This window comes from Desulfovibrio sp. 86, assembly GCF_902702915.1.
Lineage (GTDB): Bacteria > Desulfobacterota > Desulfovibrionia > Desulfovibrionales > Desulfovibrionaceae > Desulfovibrio.
Window position 1 is genome coordinate 1,645,705 of the sequence record NZ_LR738849.1, and the last position, 18,501, is coordinate 1,664,205.

At 58.2% G+C, this 18,501-nt stretch carries 13 protein-coding genes; 5 read left to right on the top strand and 8 right to left on the bottom strand.

Features of this window, described 5'->3' with window-relative positions:
- Positions 1-12: 12 nt before the first annotated feature.
- The 3 genes from gyrB to DESU86_RS06910 form a co-directional block, all read right to left on the bottom strand.
- The gene (gene gyrB / locus DESU86_RS06900) at positions 13-2,418 is read right to left on the bottom strand and encodes a DNA topoisomerase (ATP-hydrolyzing) subunit B (RefSeq protein WP_179980383.1); all 2,406 of its coding nucleotides are present in this window, start codon (positions 2,416-2,418) and stop codon (positions 13-15) included.
- Entirely contained in the window at positions 2,418-3,572 is a 1,155-nt protein-coding gene (dnaN, locus tag DESU86_RS06905) for a DNA polymerase III subunit beta (RefSeq protein ID WP_179980384.1), read from the bottom strand. Before dnaN ends, gyrB begins: the two co-directional genes overlap by 1 nt.
- A 149-nt stretch (positions 3,573-3,721) precedes the next feature.
- On the bottom strand, positions 3,722-5,122 hold the full coding sequence (locus tag DESU86_RS06910) for a helix-turn-helix domain-containing protein (RefSeq protein ID WP_179980385.1): 1,401 nt from the start codon (positions 5,120-5,122) through the stop codon (positions 3,722-3,724).
- Positions 5,123-5,616: 494 nt separating this feature from the next.
- Here DESU86_RS06910 and DESU86_RS06915 point away from each other — a divergent pair, with 494 nt between their 5' ends.
- Positions 5,617-7,191: a M23 family metallopeptidase gene (locus DESU86_RS06915; protein WP_179980386.1), complete on the top strand. Its 1,575-nt coding sequence runs from the start codon at positions 5,617-5,619 to the stop codon at positions 7,189-7,191.
- Positions 7,192-7,219: 28 nt separating this feature from the next.
- The gene (locus DESU86_RS06920) at positions 7,220-7,444 is read left to right on the top strand and encodes a hypothetical protein (RefSeq protein ID WP_179980387.1); all 225 of its coding nucleotides are present in this window, start codon (positions 7,220-7,222) and stop codon (positions 7,442-7,444) included.
- 191 nt (positions 7,445-7,635) lie between these two features.
- On the opposite strand, the gene larB is transcribed toward DESU86_RS06920, so the two are convergent.
- Positions 7,636-8,409, bottom strand: coding sequence for a nickel pincer cofactor biosynthesis protein LarB (gene larB, locus DESU86_RS06925; protein WP_179980388.1), 774 nt, complete (start codon positions 8,407-8,409; stop codon positions 7,636-7,638).
- Positions 8,410-8,645: 236 nt separating this feature from the next.
- Here larB and DESU86_RS06930 point away from each other — a divergent pair, with 236 nt between their 5' ends.
- Entirely contained in the window at positions 8,646-10,193 is a 1,548-nt protein-coding gene (locus DESU86_RS06930; RefSeq protein ID WP_179980389.1) for a sigma-54-dependent transcriptional regulator, read from the top strand.
- Between the two features lie 521 nt (positions 10,194-10,714).
- Here the strand turns inward: DESU86_RS06930 and DESU86_RS06935 are convergent.
- The 4 genes from DESU86_RS06935 to DESU86_RS06950 form a co-directional block, all read right to left on the bottom strand.
- The gene (locus tag DESU86_RS06935) at positions 10,715-11,392 is read right to left on the bottom strand and encodes an RraA family protein (protein ID WP_179980390.1); all 678 of its coding nucleotides are present in this window, start codon (positions 11,390-11,392) and stop codon (positions 10,715-10,717) included.
- Positions 11,393-11,503: 111 nt separating this feature from the next.
- Positions 11,504-12,844: a C4-dicarboxylate transporter DctA gene (gene dctA / locus DESU86_RS06940; protein WP_179980391.1), complete on the bottom strand. Its 1,341-nt coding sequence runs from the start codon at positions 12,842-12,844 to the stop codon at positions 11,504-11,506.
- 128 nt (positions 12,845-12,972) lie between these two features.
- Positions 12,973-14,133, bottom strand: coding sequence for a UxaA family hydrolase (locus tag DESU86_RS06945; RefSeq protein ID WP_179980392.1), 1,161 nt, complete (start codon positions 14,131-14,133; stop codon positions 12,973-12,975).
- A gap of 4 nt (positions 14,134-14,137) precedes the next feature.
- Positions 14,138-14,422 carry a UxaA family hydrolase gene (locus DESU86_RS06950; protein WP_179980393.1) on the bottom strand — a complete coding sequence of 95 codons (285 nt, stop codon included), beginning with the start codon at positions 14,420-14,422 and terminating at the stop codon, positions 14,138-14,140.
- Positions 14,423-14,763: 341 nt separating this feature from the next.
- Between DESU86_RS06950 and DESU86_RS06955 the strand changes: the two genes are divergently transcribed.
- Complete coding sequence (locus DESU86_RS06955) at positions 14,764-16,413, top strand: sigma-54-dependent Fis family transcriptional regulator (protein ID WP_179980394.1); 1,650 nt, start codon at positions 14,764-14,766, stop codon at positions 16,411-16,413.
- A gap of 108 nt (positions 16,414-16,521) precedes the next feature.
- On the top strand, positions 16,522-18,441 hold the full coding sequence (locus DESU86_RS06960) for a SurA N-terminal domain-containing protein (protein WP_179980395.1): 1,920 nt from the start codon (positions 16,522-16,524) through the stop codon (positions 18,439-18,441).
- Positions 18,442-18,501: the final 60 nt, after the last annotated feature.

The following is an 18,501-nucleotide window of genomic DNA, read 5'->3' on the forward strand; positions in this document are numbered from 1 at the left end:
AGTTAAAATGCTCTAGATATCCAGATCCTGAACAGCCAGGGCATTACGCTCGATAAACTCGCGGCGTGGCTCTACCCTGTCGCCCATAAGTTCCACAAAGGCGTCCGAGGCCTCGTTGGCGTCTTCCACAGAAACCTGCAGAAGAATGCGGTTTTCAGGATTCATGGTGGTGACCCAGAGCTGTTCGGGGTTCATTTCACCAAGACCCTTGTACCGCTGAATGTTGAGGCCCTTGCGGGCTTCATCCAGCACCATGCGCACAAGTTCGGCAAGGCTTTCTGCGGGCACGTCGCCGTCTTTACGGCGCATGCTGAAGTCAAGGCCGCCGCACTCTTGGCGCAGATCGGCAAAAAGCTGCCAGGTTATGCGGTACAGACGTGAAGAAAAGAATTCCATGCCGCGCCGGGTCTGGTGACCGCCGGTATTCTCAAATATGGCGAACAGGCGCTCTTCTTCATCCTCGTTCTTTTCGTGCTCAAGGGTCAGCATATAGCCGCGCTCGTTAAGCCAGTCCGTGAAGCCGGTATCCTGCCGTTCCAGCATGGCCGGGTCAATCTGCGCAGGATAGGTGGTCATGGCCAGAAAGAGATCGCGCGGGGTTCCGCTCATTTCAGCGTCGCTCAAGCGCGCCTCTATGCTCTCAAGGCGCTCCACAAAGGTCGTGAGGTCAGTGCCCGTATATTCACGGCCATTGCTCGCCACAATGGTGACGTCTTCGCTCACGCGGGACAGCAGAAAGGCGTTGAGCTCCGCATCGTCCTTGATGAATTTTTCCATGCGCGAATTGTGCGCGCGGTACAGCGGGGGCTGGGCGATGTAGACAAAGCCGCGCTCCACCATTTCCTGATACTGACGGAAAAAGAAGGTCAGCAGCAGGGTGCGGATGTGCGCTCCGTCCACGTCGGCGTCTGTCATGATGATGATCTTGTGGTAGCGCAGCTTGTCGAGGTCGGTGTCTTCCTCGCCGATGCCGGCGCCCATGGCCGTAATAAGGGCTTTGACTTCCTTGTTGGCCAGCATTTTGTCAAAGCGGGTGCGCTCGGTGTTCAGAATCTTGCCGCGCAGCGGCAGGATGGCCTGATTCTTGGGATTTCTCCCCTGCTTGGCCGAACCGCCTGCCGAATCACCTTCCACGATGAAGAGTTCGGATTCCACCGGGTCCTTGCTCTGGCAGTCGGCCAGCTTGCCGGGCAGGGCGTTGTCCGAAAGCGCGCCCTTGCGGCGCACCAGTTCCTTGGCGCGGCGGGCGGCGTCGCGGGCGCGGGCGGCGTCCACGGCCTTGTCGATGATAAGGCGGATATCCTTGGGATTTTCCTCAAAATACACATTGAGGCGGTCATAGATGACCCCGGCCACAAGCCCGGCTATTTCGCTGTTGCCGAGCTTTGTCTTGGTCTGTCCTTCAAACTGCGGCTGGGGCAGCTTGACGCTGATGACGGCTGTGAGACCTTCACGCACGTCGTCGCCGGACAGGCTGGTGTTTTTCATCTTTTTGACAAGATCCGCCTGTCCCTTGATATAGCCGTTAATGGCCCGGGTAAGGGCGGTGCGGAAGCCCACGAGGTGGGTGCCGCCTTCCTTGGTGCGGATGTTGTTGGCAAAGGTAAGGATATTTTCCTTGTAGCCAGCGTTGTACTGCAGGGCGAAATCCACGGTGACGTTGTCCACAAGGCCTTCACCGGAAATAATGGGGTGAATGCCCTGCTCGCCGGAGTTGAGGTCGCCCACAAACTGCCGGATGCCGCCCTCGGCGTGAAAAACGTGCGTCTCGCCTATGCGCTCGTCAATGCACTCGATGGTCAGGCCCTGGTTGAGATAGGCCAGCTCTTCAAAGCGCTTTTTGAGCGTTTCATAGGAATATTCGAAAACCTCAAAAATTTCCTCGTCGGGCTTGAAGCGCACGGTGGTGCCGTGGCCGTCCACGCCCTCGCTGATGACCGTCAGTTCGTCCAGGGGAATGCCGCGTGAATAATGCTGGCGGTAGCGTTTGCCGTCACGGCGCACGGTCACGGTGAGTTCTTCGGAAAGCGCGTTGACGCAGGACACGCCCACGCCGTGCAGACCGCCGGACACCTTGTAGCTGGAGTTGTCAAACTTGCCGCCGGCATGCAGCTTTGTCATGACCACCTGAACAGCGGACACGCCTTCCTTGGGATGGATGTCCACGGGAATGCCGCGTCCGTCGTCGCGCACGGTCACGCTGTTGTCAGCGTGCAGAATGACGGTAACGCGCGTGCAGTAGCCGGCCATGGCTTCGTCAATGGCGTTGTCCACCACTTCGTAAACCAGATGATGCAGGCCGCGCGCGTCCGTGGAGCCAATGTACATGGCCGGGCGCTTGCGCACGGCAGAGAGCCCTTCCAGAATGGTAATGGAAGAGGCGTTGTAGCCGCCGTTACCGGGGGTTTGGGGAGCCATTAAACGTCTTCCTCGCTATAGTAGGTCGTTTCAGAAACCTTCATGGGCATGATGATGACCGTGTAATCGGGGTCGTCAGCGCCACGCACGCCGCAGGGGCCTTCAGCCCCGGTGAGCATCATGTCTATCTTGGCGGAAACAAAGTGTCCGAGCACATCCATAAGGCTGCGCGTGGGAAAGGCTATACGCTTGATATCGCCGCCATAGGCAACTTCAAGGCTTTCATTGGCCGAGCCCACGTCCTGCCCCTGAGCGGAAAGCAGGGCTTCGCTGGCGGAAAGGTCCATATAGGTGCAGCGGTCGCTCTCGGTATTGAAGATAAGTATGCGGCCCAGAGCTTCCATGGCTTCCTTGCGTTCAAGGGTCATGGGATGCATGTCGCCGCTGGCCAGCTTGCTCATGAAGATGTTGTAGTCGGGATACTGGTGCGCCGCGCGCGGCAGGCTCAGGGTCTCGGCCTTGCCAAGGCTGCGCAGGTACAGGCGTTTTTCGGTGATGTTCAGTTCAATTTCGTCAACGCCAAGCCATTTCTTGATATCCTGAAGGTATTTCTTCTGGATGAGTATGCCCTCTTCGGGCAGCCGCTCGGCAAGCTCGTCATGGGTAAAGGATACAAGGGCGAACTGGTGGCCGTTAAGACCGCACACGTCGATGCGCCCGTTGCCCTTGGGCTTCATGCACAGGCAGGCTATGGCGTCCATGGCGTCGTCCTCGCTGATGCAGAACGTCACCTTGTCCAGCACGTCCTGAAGAAAGTCTCCTGACCAGGTCACGGTGTTTTCTTCAGGAAAGGTGGAAAAATTCTGAAACCATTCAGCGCCGCTTACCGGCAGTTTATAAGAGCGGCGGCCCTGTTCAATGAGCAGATTGCCCGACGCCTCGTCAAGGGAAAGATGCAGCACGCCCGAAGGCAGCTGACGCACCAGATCCACAAAGGCTCTGCCCTGCACCCCTATGAGGCCGGGCTCCGCCACTTCTGCCTGATAGCAGCCCGTGAACTCGATGTTGGCGTCCGTGGACATGACCGAAAGCCCGCCGTTATCCGCCTTGAGCCAGATGGAGCGCAGATACTGCGCCCCTGCCTTGGCGGGAATAATGGCAACGGCCTTCAGCAGACCTTCGATGATCTGTTCTTTATTCACAGTTAGTTTCATAAATTCTTTCCTTAACTATTATTAGCGCTGTTTCTATGTGCGTAATTTATAAAACGCATTGTAAAAACTGAACTTTTTATGGAACACTCCAGGTTGCGTTCAGGGAACGCCGGGAACAACCACCTGGGATATCCAGCAGCAGCGAGGGGTCAGGGTGTTTTTAATTCAAGTTCTGTCACTAACGTTTGGACCCTTTTGTCACTAACTAGAAGTTTGTTAATCTTTTTAATGGAATGGATGACAGTACTATGGTCACGTCCGCCAAAAGCCCTGCCAAGTTCCGGGTAGGAAAGCCCCAGTTTTTTACGGCAGACGTACATGGCAATCTGCCGGGCCAGCACCAGATCAGGCCGGCGCTTGACGCCAAGAACGTCTTCGGTCTTGAGGTTAAGACTCTTGGCCACATCGGACAGAATTTCGCGGCAGCCAGGCATTTTTTCAGCCACGCCCGTGCGCACGATATTTTCCAGGTCTATCTGGGTCAGATTGTGGCCTTTGACCGCGCAATACGCGCCGACCTTGAGCATGAGCCCCTGTAAAAGACGGAACTGCGAACAGCGCTGCGCAAGAAAAAGCAGCTGTTCGCGGGTAAGGGGCAGGCGGCGCTCCTTGCACATGAGTTGCAGATAGCGCAGCCGCACATCAAGGTCAGGTTCCATCAATTCCACCACAAGGCCGCTTTCAAGCCGGGAACGCAGGCGTTCGTCCAGGGTCTTGAGCGTTTGCGGGTGGCCGGAACAGGCAAAAATCATGCGGGCGGCGGCTCTGCCCCTGCCTTCCTTACGCAGGGGCGTGCAGCACGAGAAAGCGCCGCCCTGCTGCTGGGCAGGGGAAACGCCGGTCTCCTGCCTGCCGGGACAGGCGTCCATACAAGCCACAAGGTTGCCCTGCCAGCCGCTGTGACCCGACATGTCCTGTATGTCGTCCAGAATGAGGACATCGTAGCGCTGCCAGAAAAGTTCGGGCCTTTTGGCCCACACCGTGTCTTCAGTGCAAAAACGGGCCGCATTGGCGCAGACCATGCGCGCCGTGTCCGTGGTGCGCGCCAGCGTGGCTGCAATGGCTTGCAGGAGATGGCTTTTACCCGTGCCGCTGCGCCCGCAGACCAGAAAAGGATTATAGGCCGTGGATTCGGTGTGTTCGGCAATTTCTCTGGCCGTGACCAAAGGAAAGGTGTTTTTGTTGTTAAAAATGAACCCGGCAAAAGGGTCTTCACGGGTGGCTTCGCTCGCGGCGCTGTCAGAGCCGGAATCCGCGCTGCCGGGCATGTGGGCAGGCATGTGGGCTTCCACAGCCTGCGCCTGAGGTGCGGCGCGCTCGTAGACGATTTGCGGAGCCGGCCTTGCGCTCAGTCCTTCAAAGTGGTGGTTGAGGGCCTCTTCAAAGGCGGCGCGCTTGTGGCGGCTGAACCATGCCGCGAAATACATGTGCGGAAAAACCACCCGCAGAGTGTTCTCTTCCTGGCGCAGTGTAAGGCTGTCCAGCCAGGAGGTTTCCCCCGCGATGGCCTGATGCTCCGCCAGTATGTCCCGCAACTCGTTTTTCAGCATAGTTCTATGTTCAGTGCCCGTACAGGGCGTGCCCTGTGGATAAAGGCTTGATCCGCAGGGTTGTTCCCGGCCCCGTTTTTTTCGGCTTCCGCCATACAGGAACAAGGGATGTTCATAACACAAAAGATGAACGCAAACAAGTGGCGCGTCCTGACCCGCAAGGAGGGCAGCTTGTGGACAACTGTGGAAAACCGCACGCTTTCTGGCAGGCCTGGCAGTAACCACATATCCTGCCCGCATCTTTGCGGCGCGGCAGGGGATATCTGTACTGCGGGCTGCTTTAGAGCAATTTCAAAATGAAATTGCTCTGGCGGAGGCGGGAGCAGACGCCCGCCGCAGACGCTCGCGCAGAGGCGCAAGCGCAGCCTCAGCAGTGCTTAGCGCAATGTGCTGGCCGCAGTACTGCCGTATTTTTCGGGCAACGCGGCTGGCCCAAATCCCCTGAACTGGACAAGGCTTGTCCCCATGGGTATAAGCTCTCAATGGGGTTTACGATGAAAAGACTATGGTTGATTGGGGCTCTGCTGCTGGTGCTGCTGGGTTTTGTTCTGGCGCGCCATGCCGGGGTGCCCTCTTTTATATCCGGCAACGGGGCTGCGCCGCAACAGGAACAGACCACAACGGCGGACAGCGGCGCTGTCGGTGAAAACGCCGCTCCGGACGCGGCCCGGCCTTCCGGGCCTGAAACAGACGCCGCATCCCACCCGGATTCCGTTGCTCAAGATTCTTCCTCTCCCCAAAAAACAGGCGTCGCCAGTGCAACCGGCTCGACAGCAGGGCAGACAGCCGATGGCGCTGGCCCGGATTCAGCCAATGGCGCCGAAGCCGCCACTGGAGCCGAAGCCGATACCGACGCCGTGGACGCAGGGGCCGCGCCCGGCGAGGCGGTGGTCAGGGGAACCTTTGAAAAAGGCGATACTGTCAGCAAGGTGCTTGAAAGCGCCGGTGGCCAGGGTGTGCAGCAGTATGTCAGCGCCGCCCGCCAGGTTTTTTCCATGCGTTCTTTCCGCGAAGGCCAGCCCTATCTTGTTGTGACCGACAAGGAATCCGGGCAGGTCAAACGCTTTGAATACGAGATAGACAGCCGCCGCCGCCTCGTGGTGGAAGGAAGCGAAAATCCCGCCGCGCGCGTGGAGCCCATCGAGTACGTGGTGCTGCTGAGTTCGGTTGAAGGCAGCATCAGCGACAACCTTTTTCAGGCCGTGGCGGATTTGGGCGAAAGCCCGCAGATGGCCCTCAAACTGGCTGATCTTTTCGGCTCTGAAATCAACTTCATCCGTGATCTGCAGCCTGGCGACTCTTTTTCCGTCCTGGTGGAAAAGCGCTACCGGGACAGCGAATACAAGGGCTATGGGCGCATTCTTGCCGCCCACTTCACCAACAAGGGCAAAACCTTTGAGGCCTACCTCTTTCGTGACGGCAACCAGCGGGCCGAATATTATAACCGCAAAGGCGAAAACCTGCGCAAAACCTTGCTGCAGGCTCCTCTGGCCTTCACGCGCATAAGCTCCCGCTTTACAAACAGCCGTTTGCACCCCATATTGAATTATACGCGGGCTCACCACGGCGTGGACTACGCCGCGCCCACGGGAACGCCCGTCAAGGCCGTCGGTGAAGGCGTGGTGACACAGCGCGGCTGGGCCGGAGGCTATGGCAACCAGATCATCGTCAAGCACTCTGCCAGTCTTGAGTCCATGTATGCCCATCTTTCGGGCTACGCGCGGGGGCTGGCCACGGGCCAGCGGGTGCGTCAGGGACAGGTCATAGGATTTGTGGGCAGCACGGGCCTGGCCACCGGGCCGCACCTGGATTTCCGGCTTCGGCAGAACGGGAAGTTCATTGACCCCACCAAGGCCATCAACCCGCGTGGCGAGCCGGTTCCCAAAAGGGCCATGGCGGAATTTGAAAAGACGGTGGCCCTGGAACTGGCCTATCTCAAGGGAGAAAAAAATCTCTCGGAATACGCGGTGGACAGTGTGGTGCCGGATGCGCCCGTAGCGCCCGTTGCCGCGCCCGAAAAGCCCGTGAATAAAGAAAAGAGCAAACCCGCCAGGAAGAGTCGGCGCTGACGACGCCGCCCCCGCAAGGAGGGCAGCCATGATGTACTTTGAACCCATGTCCGGTCTGGCCGTGGTGGTGCAGAACACCCCGCCCGACACATCGGATGTCATCTCCTATCCGCCTTCCGTCATCAATGACGGCACGGCTGCGGCCGACCAGCTTTTGTCCGCAGAAAGCGCCCAGTCATTCATGCAGATGCAGTTCAGAATGTCCGCCGCGAACATCCTTGGCCTGGGAGCCGTCACCAGCGGCTGGGCCTGATTTTATAAAACAAACAGCGCGATAAACCCGCCGCAATTCCGGCCTGAAAACAGGTTGAGGATTGCGGCGGGTTTTTTTAGCCTGAAAAATGTGAATAACTTATATAACTATTAAAAATAATTAATTATTTTTTATATATGGCAAAAGGTGCCGGGGCTAGCCCGGGCTACGTGTCTTGCCCTCGCAGTCTGTCAGTTTTTGTTCAGCAGCTTTGCGGCAAAGGCCGCCGCGCCAAAGCCGTTATCTATGTTGAGGGTGGCCACGCCGGGTACGCATGTGCTGAGCATGGTGGAAAGGGCGGCAAACCCCCCTGCTCCGACGCCGTATCCCACCGATGTGGGCACAGCCAGAACCGGGCAGGAAACAAGGCCGGCCAGCACCCCTGGCAACGCGCCTTCCATACCGGCAACGGCAATGATGACCCGCGCCTTGCGCAGGGCTTCCACATGGGCTGTGAGCCTGTCAAGACCGGCCACGCCCACGTCTGAGACAAGACCGCAATCTTTGTCCCAGAAAGCCAGGCAGCAGTATGCCTCAAGGGCCACAGGAATATCCGCCGCTCCTGCGGTCACAATCATGACTTCGCCCTCTTGCGGCCAGGGGGGCTGTACGGCCCTGGCAAATTTCGAGGAACCGCCAAGGGCGAAAAGCCGGGAGTCGGGCCAGTAACTGCCCACGGAAAAGCGCTCTTCAAGCAGCGCGGCCTGATGAGGATTCACGCGGCTGACCAGCACTGGGCCGTGATGCGACAGCCCCTCCACAGCGGCCAGCAGGGCAGCGTCGCTTTTTCCCTGGGCCAGAACCACTTCGGAAAGGCTGGTGCGCAAGGCGCGCTGCGGGTCAAGGGTAAGCCCGTGCAGGGTATCCCGCACAGCCTGTGTGCCAAGAAGTTCCAGGGCGTTTTCTGGCTTGAGGCCGCCTGTGGACACCTGTTCCAGAATTTTGAGTAATTGGGGTTTGGACATGCCCCTTTGTATACGGCAGGCTTTGCCTCTTGTCAGCAGTGTTGTGCGTCCGGCAGCGGCGCGGCAGCTCCGCGTTCTTGCCGTGCGGACGTCTGTTCACGCAGCCGCCCGAGCAGGAGACTGACAATGCAAAAGGTACATTGCTCTCTGCGTGCGGGGGCGCATCTATGTAAAGTTTTACTGTCTTTTGGCATCCCTTGGTTGCATTGTATCGCACGACACGGTAAGAAAAATTCATGTTGACGCGCCGTTTACTCTTTCTTACCCCCGCCCAAGCCGTAACAACGGTCTTTCCTCCATTGCGCGACGCCGGTTATGAACTTGGAATTGCTGAAAATCTCAAGGGAGCTTCAGTATTTATCCGCAAATCCGGCCCGGGGATCATTTTTGCGCGTCCTTCCCTGCCCGGCTTCAGGGTTGAAGACCTCCTGGCCGTGGGTGCTGAAGACCCCAATTTTCCTCCTGTCATCGTCATTACGGACAAGGGCACGGCCGAGGAGGCCGAACGCCTCATGAGTCTTGGAGCCAGGGATTACTGGCTTGAGCCTCTTGATGTGGAGCGCATTGTGGCCGTGGCCCGGACAATGGGCGCCGGGGCGGCCCGTAAGGCGGCTCCGCCCTCCTCCACCCTTGGCGGCCGTAAACCCCATTATGTGGGCGCTGCGGGGCCGCGCATCGTGGGCAGACACCCGGCCATGACCAGGGTTCTGCAACTGGCGCGTCAGGTGGCAGGATCGCGCGCCACGGTGCTTATTACCGGCGAATCGGGAACAGGCAAGGAAATGTTCGCCCGGTACCTGCACGCCATGAGCAAGCGCGCCGACAAAGCCTTTGTGGCCGTCAACTGCGCCGCCCTGCCGGAGCATTTGCTGGAAAGCGAACTTTTCGGGCATGAAAAGGGAGCCTTTACCGGGGCCATTGCGCGCAAACCCGGCAAATTCGAGCTGGCCGACGGCGGAACCCTGCTGCTGGACGAAATTTCTGAAATGGACATGGCCCTTCAGGCCAAGCTCTTGCGTGTGCTTCAGGAGGGCGAGATCGACCGCGTCGGCGGCACGGAAACCCTCAAGGTGGACGTGCGCGTACTCGCCACCACCAACCGCGATCTGGAAGACTGGGTCAAGCAGGGCAAATTCCGTCAGGACCTGTATTTCAGGCTCAACGTCATTCCCCTGCGTCTGCCCTCACTGCGGGAGCGCAGCGACGATGTGCTGGAACTGGCCCACTTTTTCATGGACATGTACGTGCGCGAATATGCGTTGCCGCAGGCCGTCCTGTCCCAGAGCGCCATGGACTGGCTGCGCGACTACGACTTTCCCGGCAATGTGCGCGAACTGCAAAATCTCATGGAGCGCGCCGTGCTTCTGGCCAACGGCCGCCCGGTGGAGCCGCGTCATTTTCTGCTTGAAAATGACGACTGGCCGCTGTTCGAGGAAGACGAAGCTCAATGTGACCCTGACGAAAGCGAGAGCGACTACAGCCCTGACGCCGCCTGGGCGGGTCTGGACAGCGCACATGAGGTAGATAGTCAGGCAGCCCCGTCCGAGGGCTCCAGTGGCGTCCAGGACGCGCTGAGGAGCCTGAACCAAAGCCCGGGCGGCAGCGCCCTGGCGTCAGGCGGCGCGGTCATCCCCCTGCATGAGATGGAGCGCATCATGATTCTCAAGGGGCTGGAGGCCACTTCGGGCAACAGGACGCAGGCCGCGGATCTTTTGGGCATTTCAGTGCGCACCTTGCGCAACAAGCTTAACGAGTACCGCGCAGCGGGACACCCCATCGACTGACGCGCCAGCGACGCGCCCGGCCTTTGCCGCCGCAGCTGCACAAAAATCAGGACTCAAGCCATATATGCGGCTAACATAAAGAAACCCCGGTTCAACACCGGGGTTTCTTGCCTCTGGCGAATCAGCGCCGCATCATTGCCGTATCTGCCAGTGCTTTCTTGGGGATATGGATTGATGAGCAATGAACAGGGAGCGCGGCGCGCAACGTCAAAGGAATGCCTTTTCTGCTGAAATTGCTCTGCAATTGTTCCGCTTGCGGTCTGCACGGTTTGCCGGGCAGGCCGTTTTACGTTTGTTCGTCGTCTGACGTTGCAGCCAGCCGTGTGGCGCATTCCGTCAGGGCTGCCCGCATAATCGCAGGCTGCAACAGGACCTAGAGCAGATTAACTTTGAGAATATACATTCTCAAAGTTTAAGGCACACTCACTTCGGCGTTGAACCGCGCAGATAAACTGCGCTTACGCCTCCGTAGCGGGCGTCTGCTTCCGCATCCGCCAGAGCAATTTCAAAGTGAAATTGCTCTAGCAGCCGTTGTTGATGGTGCAGCAGGATTTTTTGAGCTTTTCGTACAGCCAGGTGAAATCCAGCGTACCCCGCTCTTCAATGCGACGCAGCTTTTCCAGCCCTTCATCAGTAATCTTTTGGGCCTGCGCGGCCAGGGTTTCGGCTTCTTCGCCGCGTATGGCCACGATGCCGTCGTCGTCAGCCACAATGATGTCGCCAGGGTTGATGACCACATTGCCTATGCTCACGGGCACGTTGATTTCGCCGCAGGCGTCCTTGTACGGGCCATTGGGCGAAACCGCCCGCGCATACACGGGAAAAGGCAGTTCGCGCAGGGCGCGGGCATCCCGCACGGCTCCGTCAATGACAAAACCGGCCAGTCCGCGCTTCATGGCCAGATTGGCCATAATTTCGCCGCACACCGCGCGTTCTTCATACGCGCCGCATGAGGCCACAATCACGTCGCCGGGCTGGGCGTTGTCCACGGCGTAATAGAGCAGCAGGTTTTCGCTGGCGGGCAGGTTGACGGTATAGGCTGAACCCTGCATACGGCTGCGGCCAAGCGGCTTGAGGGCCGAGGGCAGGGCGGCGTTGCGGCCCAGGGCGTCGCAGATGTCGGCAACGGCAAGGTCGGAATACAGGCTTACGATGCCGGCGGGCAGGCGATCCAGTGTGCGGTTTATGACAAAGCGCATGAGTTGGGCCTTAGCGGTGCTTTGGGGTTGATTTTGTGCCCATCCGCCCGAGGGTATGACGGTTCGGACGGATGGGCGCGCTAAATGGGCATGGAGGAGTGTTTCTGTGCCCTACTTTACTGACTGCGGCGCGGCAGCCGGAGAAGCATTGTCAATGATATTCTGGTCTTCGTCCTTTTCCAGCAGATCTTCCACATCGACCTTGCCGCTGAGTACAAGATTGGCATGGTCAAGATCTATGGATTTTTCCCATCGGCCAATGGCCACAGTGGCCACGCAGTTGCCGATGAGGTTAACGACAGCGCGCATTTCGTTAAGAATACGGTCAATGCCGATAACCAGGGTCATGCCGACTACGGGAATGATATTGGTGGCCGAAAGGGTCGCCGCAAGGGCGATAAGGGCCGCGCCGGCGACACCCGCGCCGCCCTTGGAGGTCAGCAGCAGAACGAGCATCAGTGTGATCTGGTGCTGGATGTCAAGATGGATGTCCATGGCCTGGGCGATAAAGGAGGCGGCCATGGTAAGGTAAATGGCCGCGCCGTCCAGGTTGAAGGAGTAGCCGGTGGGGAACACCAGACCGACCACGGATTTCTTGATGCCCAGGGCTTCCATCTTTTCCATGCTGCGGGGCAGAACGGCCTCAGTGCTGGCAGTGCCGAGAGTAATGAAGATTTCTTCCTTCATGTACTTTATGAGCTGCCAGATGCTGATGCCGGAGAACTTGCAGATGAGCCCAAGAATGATAATGACGAAAAGAGCGCTTGTTAAGTAGAGACAGGCTACAAGCTTGCCCAGGGAGGCCAGAGCGCCCACGCCGTATTTGCCGATGGTGAAGGTGATCGCGCCAAAAGCGCCAACAGGCGCAAGCTTCATGATCAGGTTGACCACACCGAGAAAGGCGTTGCTGAAGCGGTCAAGCGTGCCGAGAATGGCTTGCTTGGGTTTTTCACCCATGTGGGAAAGGCTCATGCCGAACAGCACGGAGAACAGGAGCACCTGCAAGAGATTGCCTTCAGCAAAGGCGCCCACCACACTGTGGGGGATGATGCCCATGATGAATTCTTGGGTGGACTGCTGCTTGGCGTGGGCAAACTTGCCCAGAGCTGAGGCGTCCATGGTGGCAGGGTCGGCGTGGATACCGGCGCCGGGCTGGACAAAATGGACAACAACAAGGCCGATAAATAATGCAAGAGTAGTGACTATTTCGAAGTAAAGCAGTGTCTTGCCACCAACGCGTCCTACTGCCTTAAGGCTTTCCATGCGGGCGATGCCCACGGAAACCGTACAGAAAATGACCGGCGTGATGATCATCTTGATCAAATTGATGAAAGCGTCGCCGAGGGGCTTGAGCTTTACGGCGATATCAGGTTGAATAAATCCAAAGGCAATGCCCAGGGCAATACCCAAAAGCACCTTGAAATACAGCGTAGAAAAAATCTTTTTTGACATATTTACCTCAAACACAGGTAGTGTATGGGGGGGCGCCACCAGCTTGCGGCACTGCATCCAGGTTTGCGCCCAAGGGCACGGAGAGCCGAAGCCGGGTAGTGACCGGCGTCGGCTCTCCGTGTAAACCTCTACGCGCTTTCGTACAGGCGGGTCATGATAAATTCACGATGACCCAGCGCTTCAGCCGAGGTATTACGGCCGTTGCAGGTACGAATGAGCATTTCAAGCAGCATGTCGCCAGCCTGATCCATATTGATTTCGCGGCGCAGAATGCCGGAAACGTCCACGTCGATGTGCTCGTTCATGGTGCGCACCGTGCGCGGGTTGGCCGACAGTTTGATCACGGGCAGAATGGGGTTGCCGATGATGTTGCCCTGTCCCGTGGGGAAGAAGTGGGCCACAAAGCCGGAAGCGGCGCACAGGGTGACCATTTCGGCGGCGGCGGAAGAAGAATCCATGAACCACAGGCCGGGGCCGGTGGGGGTTTCGGCCTTGTCGAGGCAGCCGATAACCGGAGCCTTGCGGCCGATTTTCTGGATGTTGCCGAGGGCCTTTTCCTCAATGGTGGTCAGGCCGCCTTCGATGTTGCCCTTGGTGGGCTGGGAGTCGCAAAGGTCGTTGGTCTTGTGGTCGTCAACAACCTTGGCGTAGCGGTCAAAGAAATCCATGAACTTTTTGCGCACGTTTTCAGTGGCGCAACGGGCGGCAACCAGGTGTTCGCCGCCGGTGATTTCGGTGGTTTCACCAAACAGGGTGGTGGCGCCGTTTTCCCACAGCTTGTCAAAAGCGTTGCCAACGGTGGGGTTGGCGGCAATACCGGAAGTGGTGTCGGATTCGCCACATTTGGTGGAAACCCACAGCTCGCTCATCTTGCATTCAGTGCGCTGCAGTTCGCTGGCGTAGTGCACAAATTCCTTGGCCTTGAGGGAAGCGGCGCGGATGGTTTCCAGGTCGCCGTGCTGCTCAATTCCGAAGCCTACTACGGGCTTGCCGGTCTTGGCAATGCCGTCCACCACGCGCTGCGTCCACACGGGCTCGATGCCGATGACGACAACGGCGGCCACGTTGGGGTTGCTGCCCACGCCGATAAGGGTGCGGAAATGCAGGTCAAGGTCTTCACCAAACTGCAGGCGGCCATAAGCGTGGGGCAGGGCCATGGTGCCCTTGATGTTGTTGGCCACAGCTTCACAGGCGGCATTGGAAAGGTCGTCCAAAGGCAGAATGATCACATGGTTACGGATGCCCACGCGGCCATTTTCGCGGCGGTAGCCCATAAATGTCTTGTTCATTGGTTTACCACCTCTTGGTTTTGACGTTGTGCACATGCAGGTGTTCGCCACGCTTGATGGGCTTGATCACCTTGCCGATGTCGGTGCCGTACTTGATGACGGTGTCGCCTTCAGCGAGGTCCTGAAGGGCGATCTTGTGGCCGATCGGAATGTCGCTCAGGGTTTCAAACACCAGTGTGGTGTCGCCGTCCATAACCCAGCCGTTGAGTTGGTCGCCCTTTTTGACGCCTTCAACCACGACCACGCCGACGCTGTCGCCGGGTTCATGCACCACAAAGTGGGTTGTCATACTGGTCTCCTTGGATAGTATGGTAGTAATAAAACGTACATTAATGGACAAGCGATCTTTATTGCATACAAGATAATGCGTATTTGCATTTGCCAGGCTTTTAAATACAAGATTATTTTCGTGCATTAAGCGACAGATGCAACGCGATCACTTGCCTTACCTTGTTTGTACTCATGTATTAGCAAGGTGCGTGCCAAAGCGGGTTGGATAGCCGGAGCCTGCGTCATCAAAGGATATTTTTTCACAAAGTTGATTGATTGTTCAACTAACTATGCCCATTTATGGGAAATTTACTTGTATTTGGGCAAAGAAATGATTAAATGTGGGCAGAGGTGAAGTACATGCCCTATGAGATTTCAGCAGACGGTTTGAGCAATCCTTCCCGGACTGTGGGCCAGGTGGTGCACCATCTGGCCAGGCTGGTGGTGGGAAAAATGGACCGTAATGCTTTTTTTCGCATGCTTGCAAAGCAGCTTCGCGTTTTGTTTCACTATGACCGTTTCTGCATCAACCTATATGACGCCGAAAGGGAATTCCTGAATCTCTTTACGGCGGCCGACGGCACCGTGGTGGAATCGCTCTCCAACACGCGCATCGCCCAGAACACGGTGGCAGGCCTGGCCATTGCCTCGCGCAAGCCTGTGGTCATCAATGACCTTGCCAAACACGATTTTGGCGATTCACCCATGCCGCTTTCCACCGTGGGCCTCAACTCCACCATCGCCCTGCCGCTCATCGTCAGCGGCGAGGTTATCGGCACTCTGCACGTTTCCTTTGTAAAGCCCCCTGAAAATATCGTGCAGATTCTCAATGTGCTTTTGGAGCTCAGCCCGGTGTTGTCCACCTTTCTTTTTGCCGTATTGTCCGAGGAAAGGCTTGAAAAGGTCCGCGCCACGCATGCGGCCATGCCGCAAACCTCTGACACGGACACCACGGGCAGTATCCAGCTGGCCACAAGCCTGCTTGAAACGCCAGACATGCGCAGCCTTATGGCCCTGGCGCGCAAGGTGGCCAAGCTGCACATCGCGGTAATGATCGTGGGCGAAACGGGTACGGGCAAAAGCATGATGGCCCGCTGGCTGCACAGGCACAGCCCGCGTAGGGGAAACAACTTTGTGAAGGTCAACTGCCCTTCCCTGCCCCCTACCCTTTTTGAGAGTGAAATGTTCGGCTACGCCAAGGGGGCGTTTACCGGGGCCACGAGCAAGCGCGTAGGCCGTGTTGAGCTGGCCCAGGGCGGTACGCTTTTTCTTGATGAAATTGGAGAGCTTGCACCAGAAATGCAAAGCAAGCTCCTGCAAGTGCTTGAAGAAAACTCTTTTGAACGTGTGGGCGAGGCTTCGCCCATCGGGGTGGATATCCGCGTCATGTCCGCCACCAACATCGACGTTGGGGCCGCCATGAACGAAGGCCGCCTGCGCCGGGACCTCTATTATCGCCTTGGTTCAGTGGTGCTGCGCATGCCGCCGCTGCGCGAAAGAAAGAATGACATACCGCTGTTTGTGGACCATTTTGTAAAGCAGTTTGCCAAGGAATATGAAATAACCCCGCCAAAGCTTACGCGTTCTGTCATGGAAGCCCTGCATGAGCACCCCTGGCCCGGCAATACGCGCGAGTTGCGCAACGTGGTGAGCCGCCTGCTGCTGCAAACGCTGGATGGCCCCATTACCAACAGTTTCGTGGCCGAGGCCCTGCATTTGTGGAAAACGCCGGCAGACGGCCTTGCGTCCGGGCCGACGGTTCCGGCCGTCGCTCCGCAGCCAGGCGCGCCATCGGGAGGCTGGCAGGTTCCCATACTTCCCCAGCCGGGCACTGAAAAGGGGGGGGCTTCCTCTACGCTGCCCACCCTTGAGCAAAACGAAAAAGCGCATATCGAGAAGGCCCTGCGGCTCAGCGGGGGCAAGCTTTCCGGGCCGGACGGGGCTGCGGGTCTGCTCGGCGTTCCGCGCTCCACCTTGCAACACCGTATGCGCAAACTGGGCATAAAGTAGAGGCGTCCCCCCTACTTTCGACGGATGTGCAGTCTTTCTTGAGTTTCCACAGGATTGCGCATATGATGCCGCTCTACGTCAAGAGCAATTACGCATTCCGGAGTCCGCATGCTTGAGTATATCCGTGATAAATCACAGTCCCTGGGCGTCAAACTGGCCTTTGCGCTTATCATCCTCGTCTTTGTTTTCTGGGGCGTGGGCAACTTTAACGACCGCAGCGCGGGCACTCTGGTGGCCGTGGTCAATGGCGACGCCATTACCATGCGCGAGTTCGAGCAGGCCTACCGCAATGCCGAAGAAAACATGCTTCGGAGCAACCCCGGAGTCACGCGCGAGCAGTTGAAGCAGCAGCAGTTGGGCCGTCAGGTGCTGCGTGACCTGGTCACCCAGACATTGTTGTCCCAGGAGGCCGCCCGCACAGGCGTGACCATCACGCCGGTGGAACTGCGCGTGGCCATCGGCAACATCAAGAGCTTTCAGAATGAAAAGGGGCAGTTTGATCCCGCCGTCTACTCCCGCATTCTGGCGGCGCAGCGCCTTACGCCCGCCCAGTTCGAGCAGGATACGGCGCGCGAGATGCTGCGGCAAAAGATCTACTCCATGGTGACGGCCCCTGCCTGGGCCGACCCTGCCGAAGCGCAGAAGCGCTTTGAATTCCTGCGTGAAAAGCGGGATGTGGACTATATTTTCATCAATGAGGCGGATTTCGCCTCTTCCATCAAACCCACCGATGAAGAGGTGGCGGCCTACTACGAGAGCCACAAGGCCCAGTTCGCCGTTCCCGCCAAGGCCGACGTTTCCTATGTGCTGGTGAATCCGCAGGATCTCGTGAAGGCCAGCAGCATCAGCTCGGCCGACGCGCAGAAGTGGTATGAAGAAAACGCCGCCCGCTTTGAGCAGAAAGAAGAAGTGAAGGCAGCCCATATTCTTGTGCCCCTGGCTGAAGACGTCTCTGAGGCTGATGTGAAGAAGGCCCAGGAGCAGGCCGCCAAAATTGAGGCCGAGCTCAAGTCTGGCAAAAGTTTTGCCGCTGTGGCCGACGAGCACAACGGCCCCAACGCCGCCGGGCCTGGCGGCGAACTTGGCTGGGTCAAGCGCGGCATGACCGTGAAACCCTTTGAAGACGCCGCTTTTGCCCTTGACGCGGGCAAGGTTTCCGCTCCGGTGCGCAGCCAGTTCGGCCTGCACATCATCAAGGTTGAAGAAAAAAAGGCCGGCGGTCTGACGCCCTTCAAGCAGGTGGAAGCCGAAATTCTGGCCACCATGGCCCAGGAACAGGGCGTGGACAAGCTGCACGACGTGGTGGACAGCCTTGTTGAAGACAATATCCTTGGCCGCCCCCTCAAGCAGAGCGCGGAAAAGTACGGTCTCAAATGGGGTGAAACCGGCCTGCTTTCCTCAGCCGACCTCGTGAAGACGCTGGGCGTCACTGCCGAAGGCGCGTCGGTTCTTGTGGGCACCCCGGCGGGCAATCCCGTGGACACGGCGCTTGAGGCCGGAAAGTCCTATGTGGTGGCCCGCGTGCTCAAGTCCGAGCCTGCAGCCACGGCTCCCCTGGACTCCGTCAAGGGCCAGATTGTCAAGGCCCTGGTCGAAGAAAAGGCCCTTGTGGCGGCTATGGACGCCGCAAGCCAGCTGCGTAAGGAGCTGGACACCGCGCCCCTGGGCGCAGCGGGTCTGAAGGGTCGTGAAATCAAGATTGCCAAGGGCGTGGAGCGCAACGGCGGTCTGCCCGGTTTTGCGCCCAATCCCGAAATGACTGAAGCGCTGTTTGAAGCCAAGGTTGGCCAGTGGCTGCCCGTGGCCTACGCGGTTGAGGGCGACAACGGATCCGGCGCCGTTCTCGTTCGGGTCAAGGGCGTACAGCCCCCTGACGCGGCCGAATGGGATATGGTCAAGGATATCATGGCCAATGCCGTTACCCGTGACCGTGCCAATGCCCTGTTTGAAATGTTCATGCAGCGGCTTGCTTCCAGCGCCAAGATCAAGGTTTACAACGAAGATTTTGTTGACCGTAAGAATATGTAACGGCAAGCGCCTGTCAGGCGGCGGGATTTGCGCGCGCAGCTTTGTGTGCGCCACATCTTT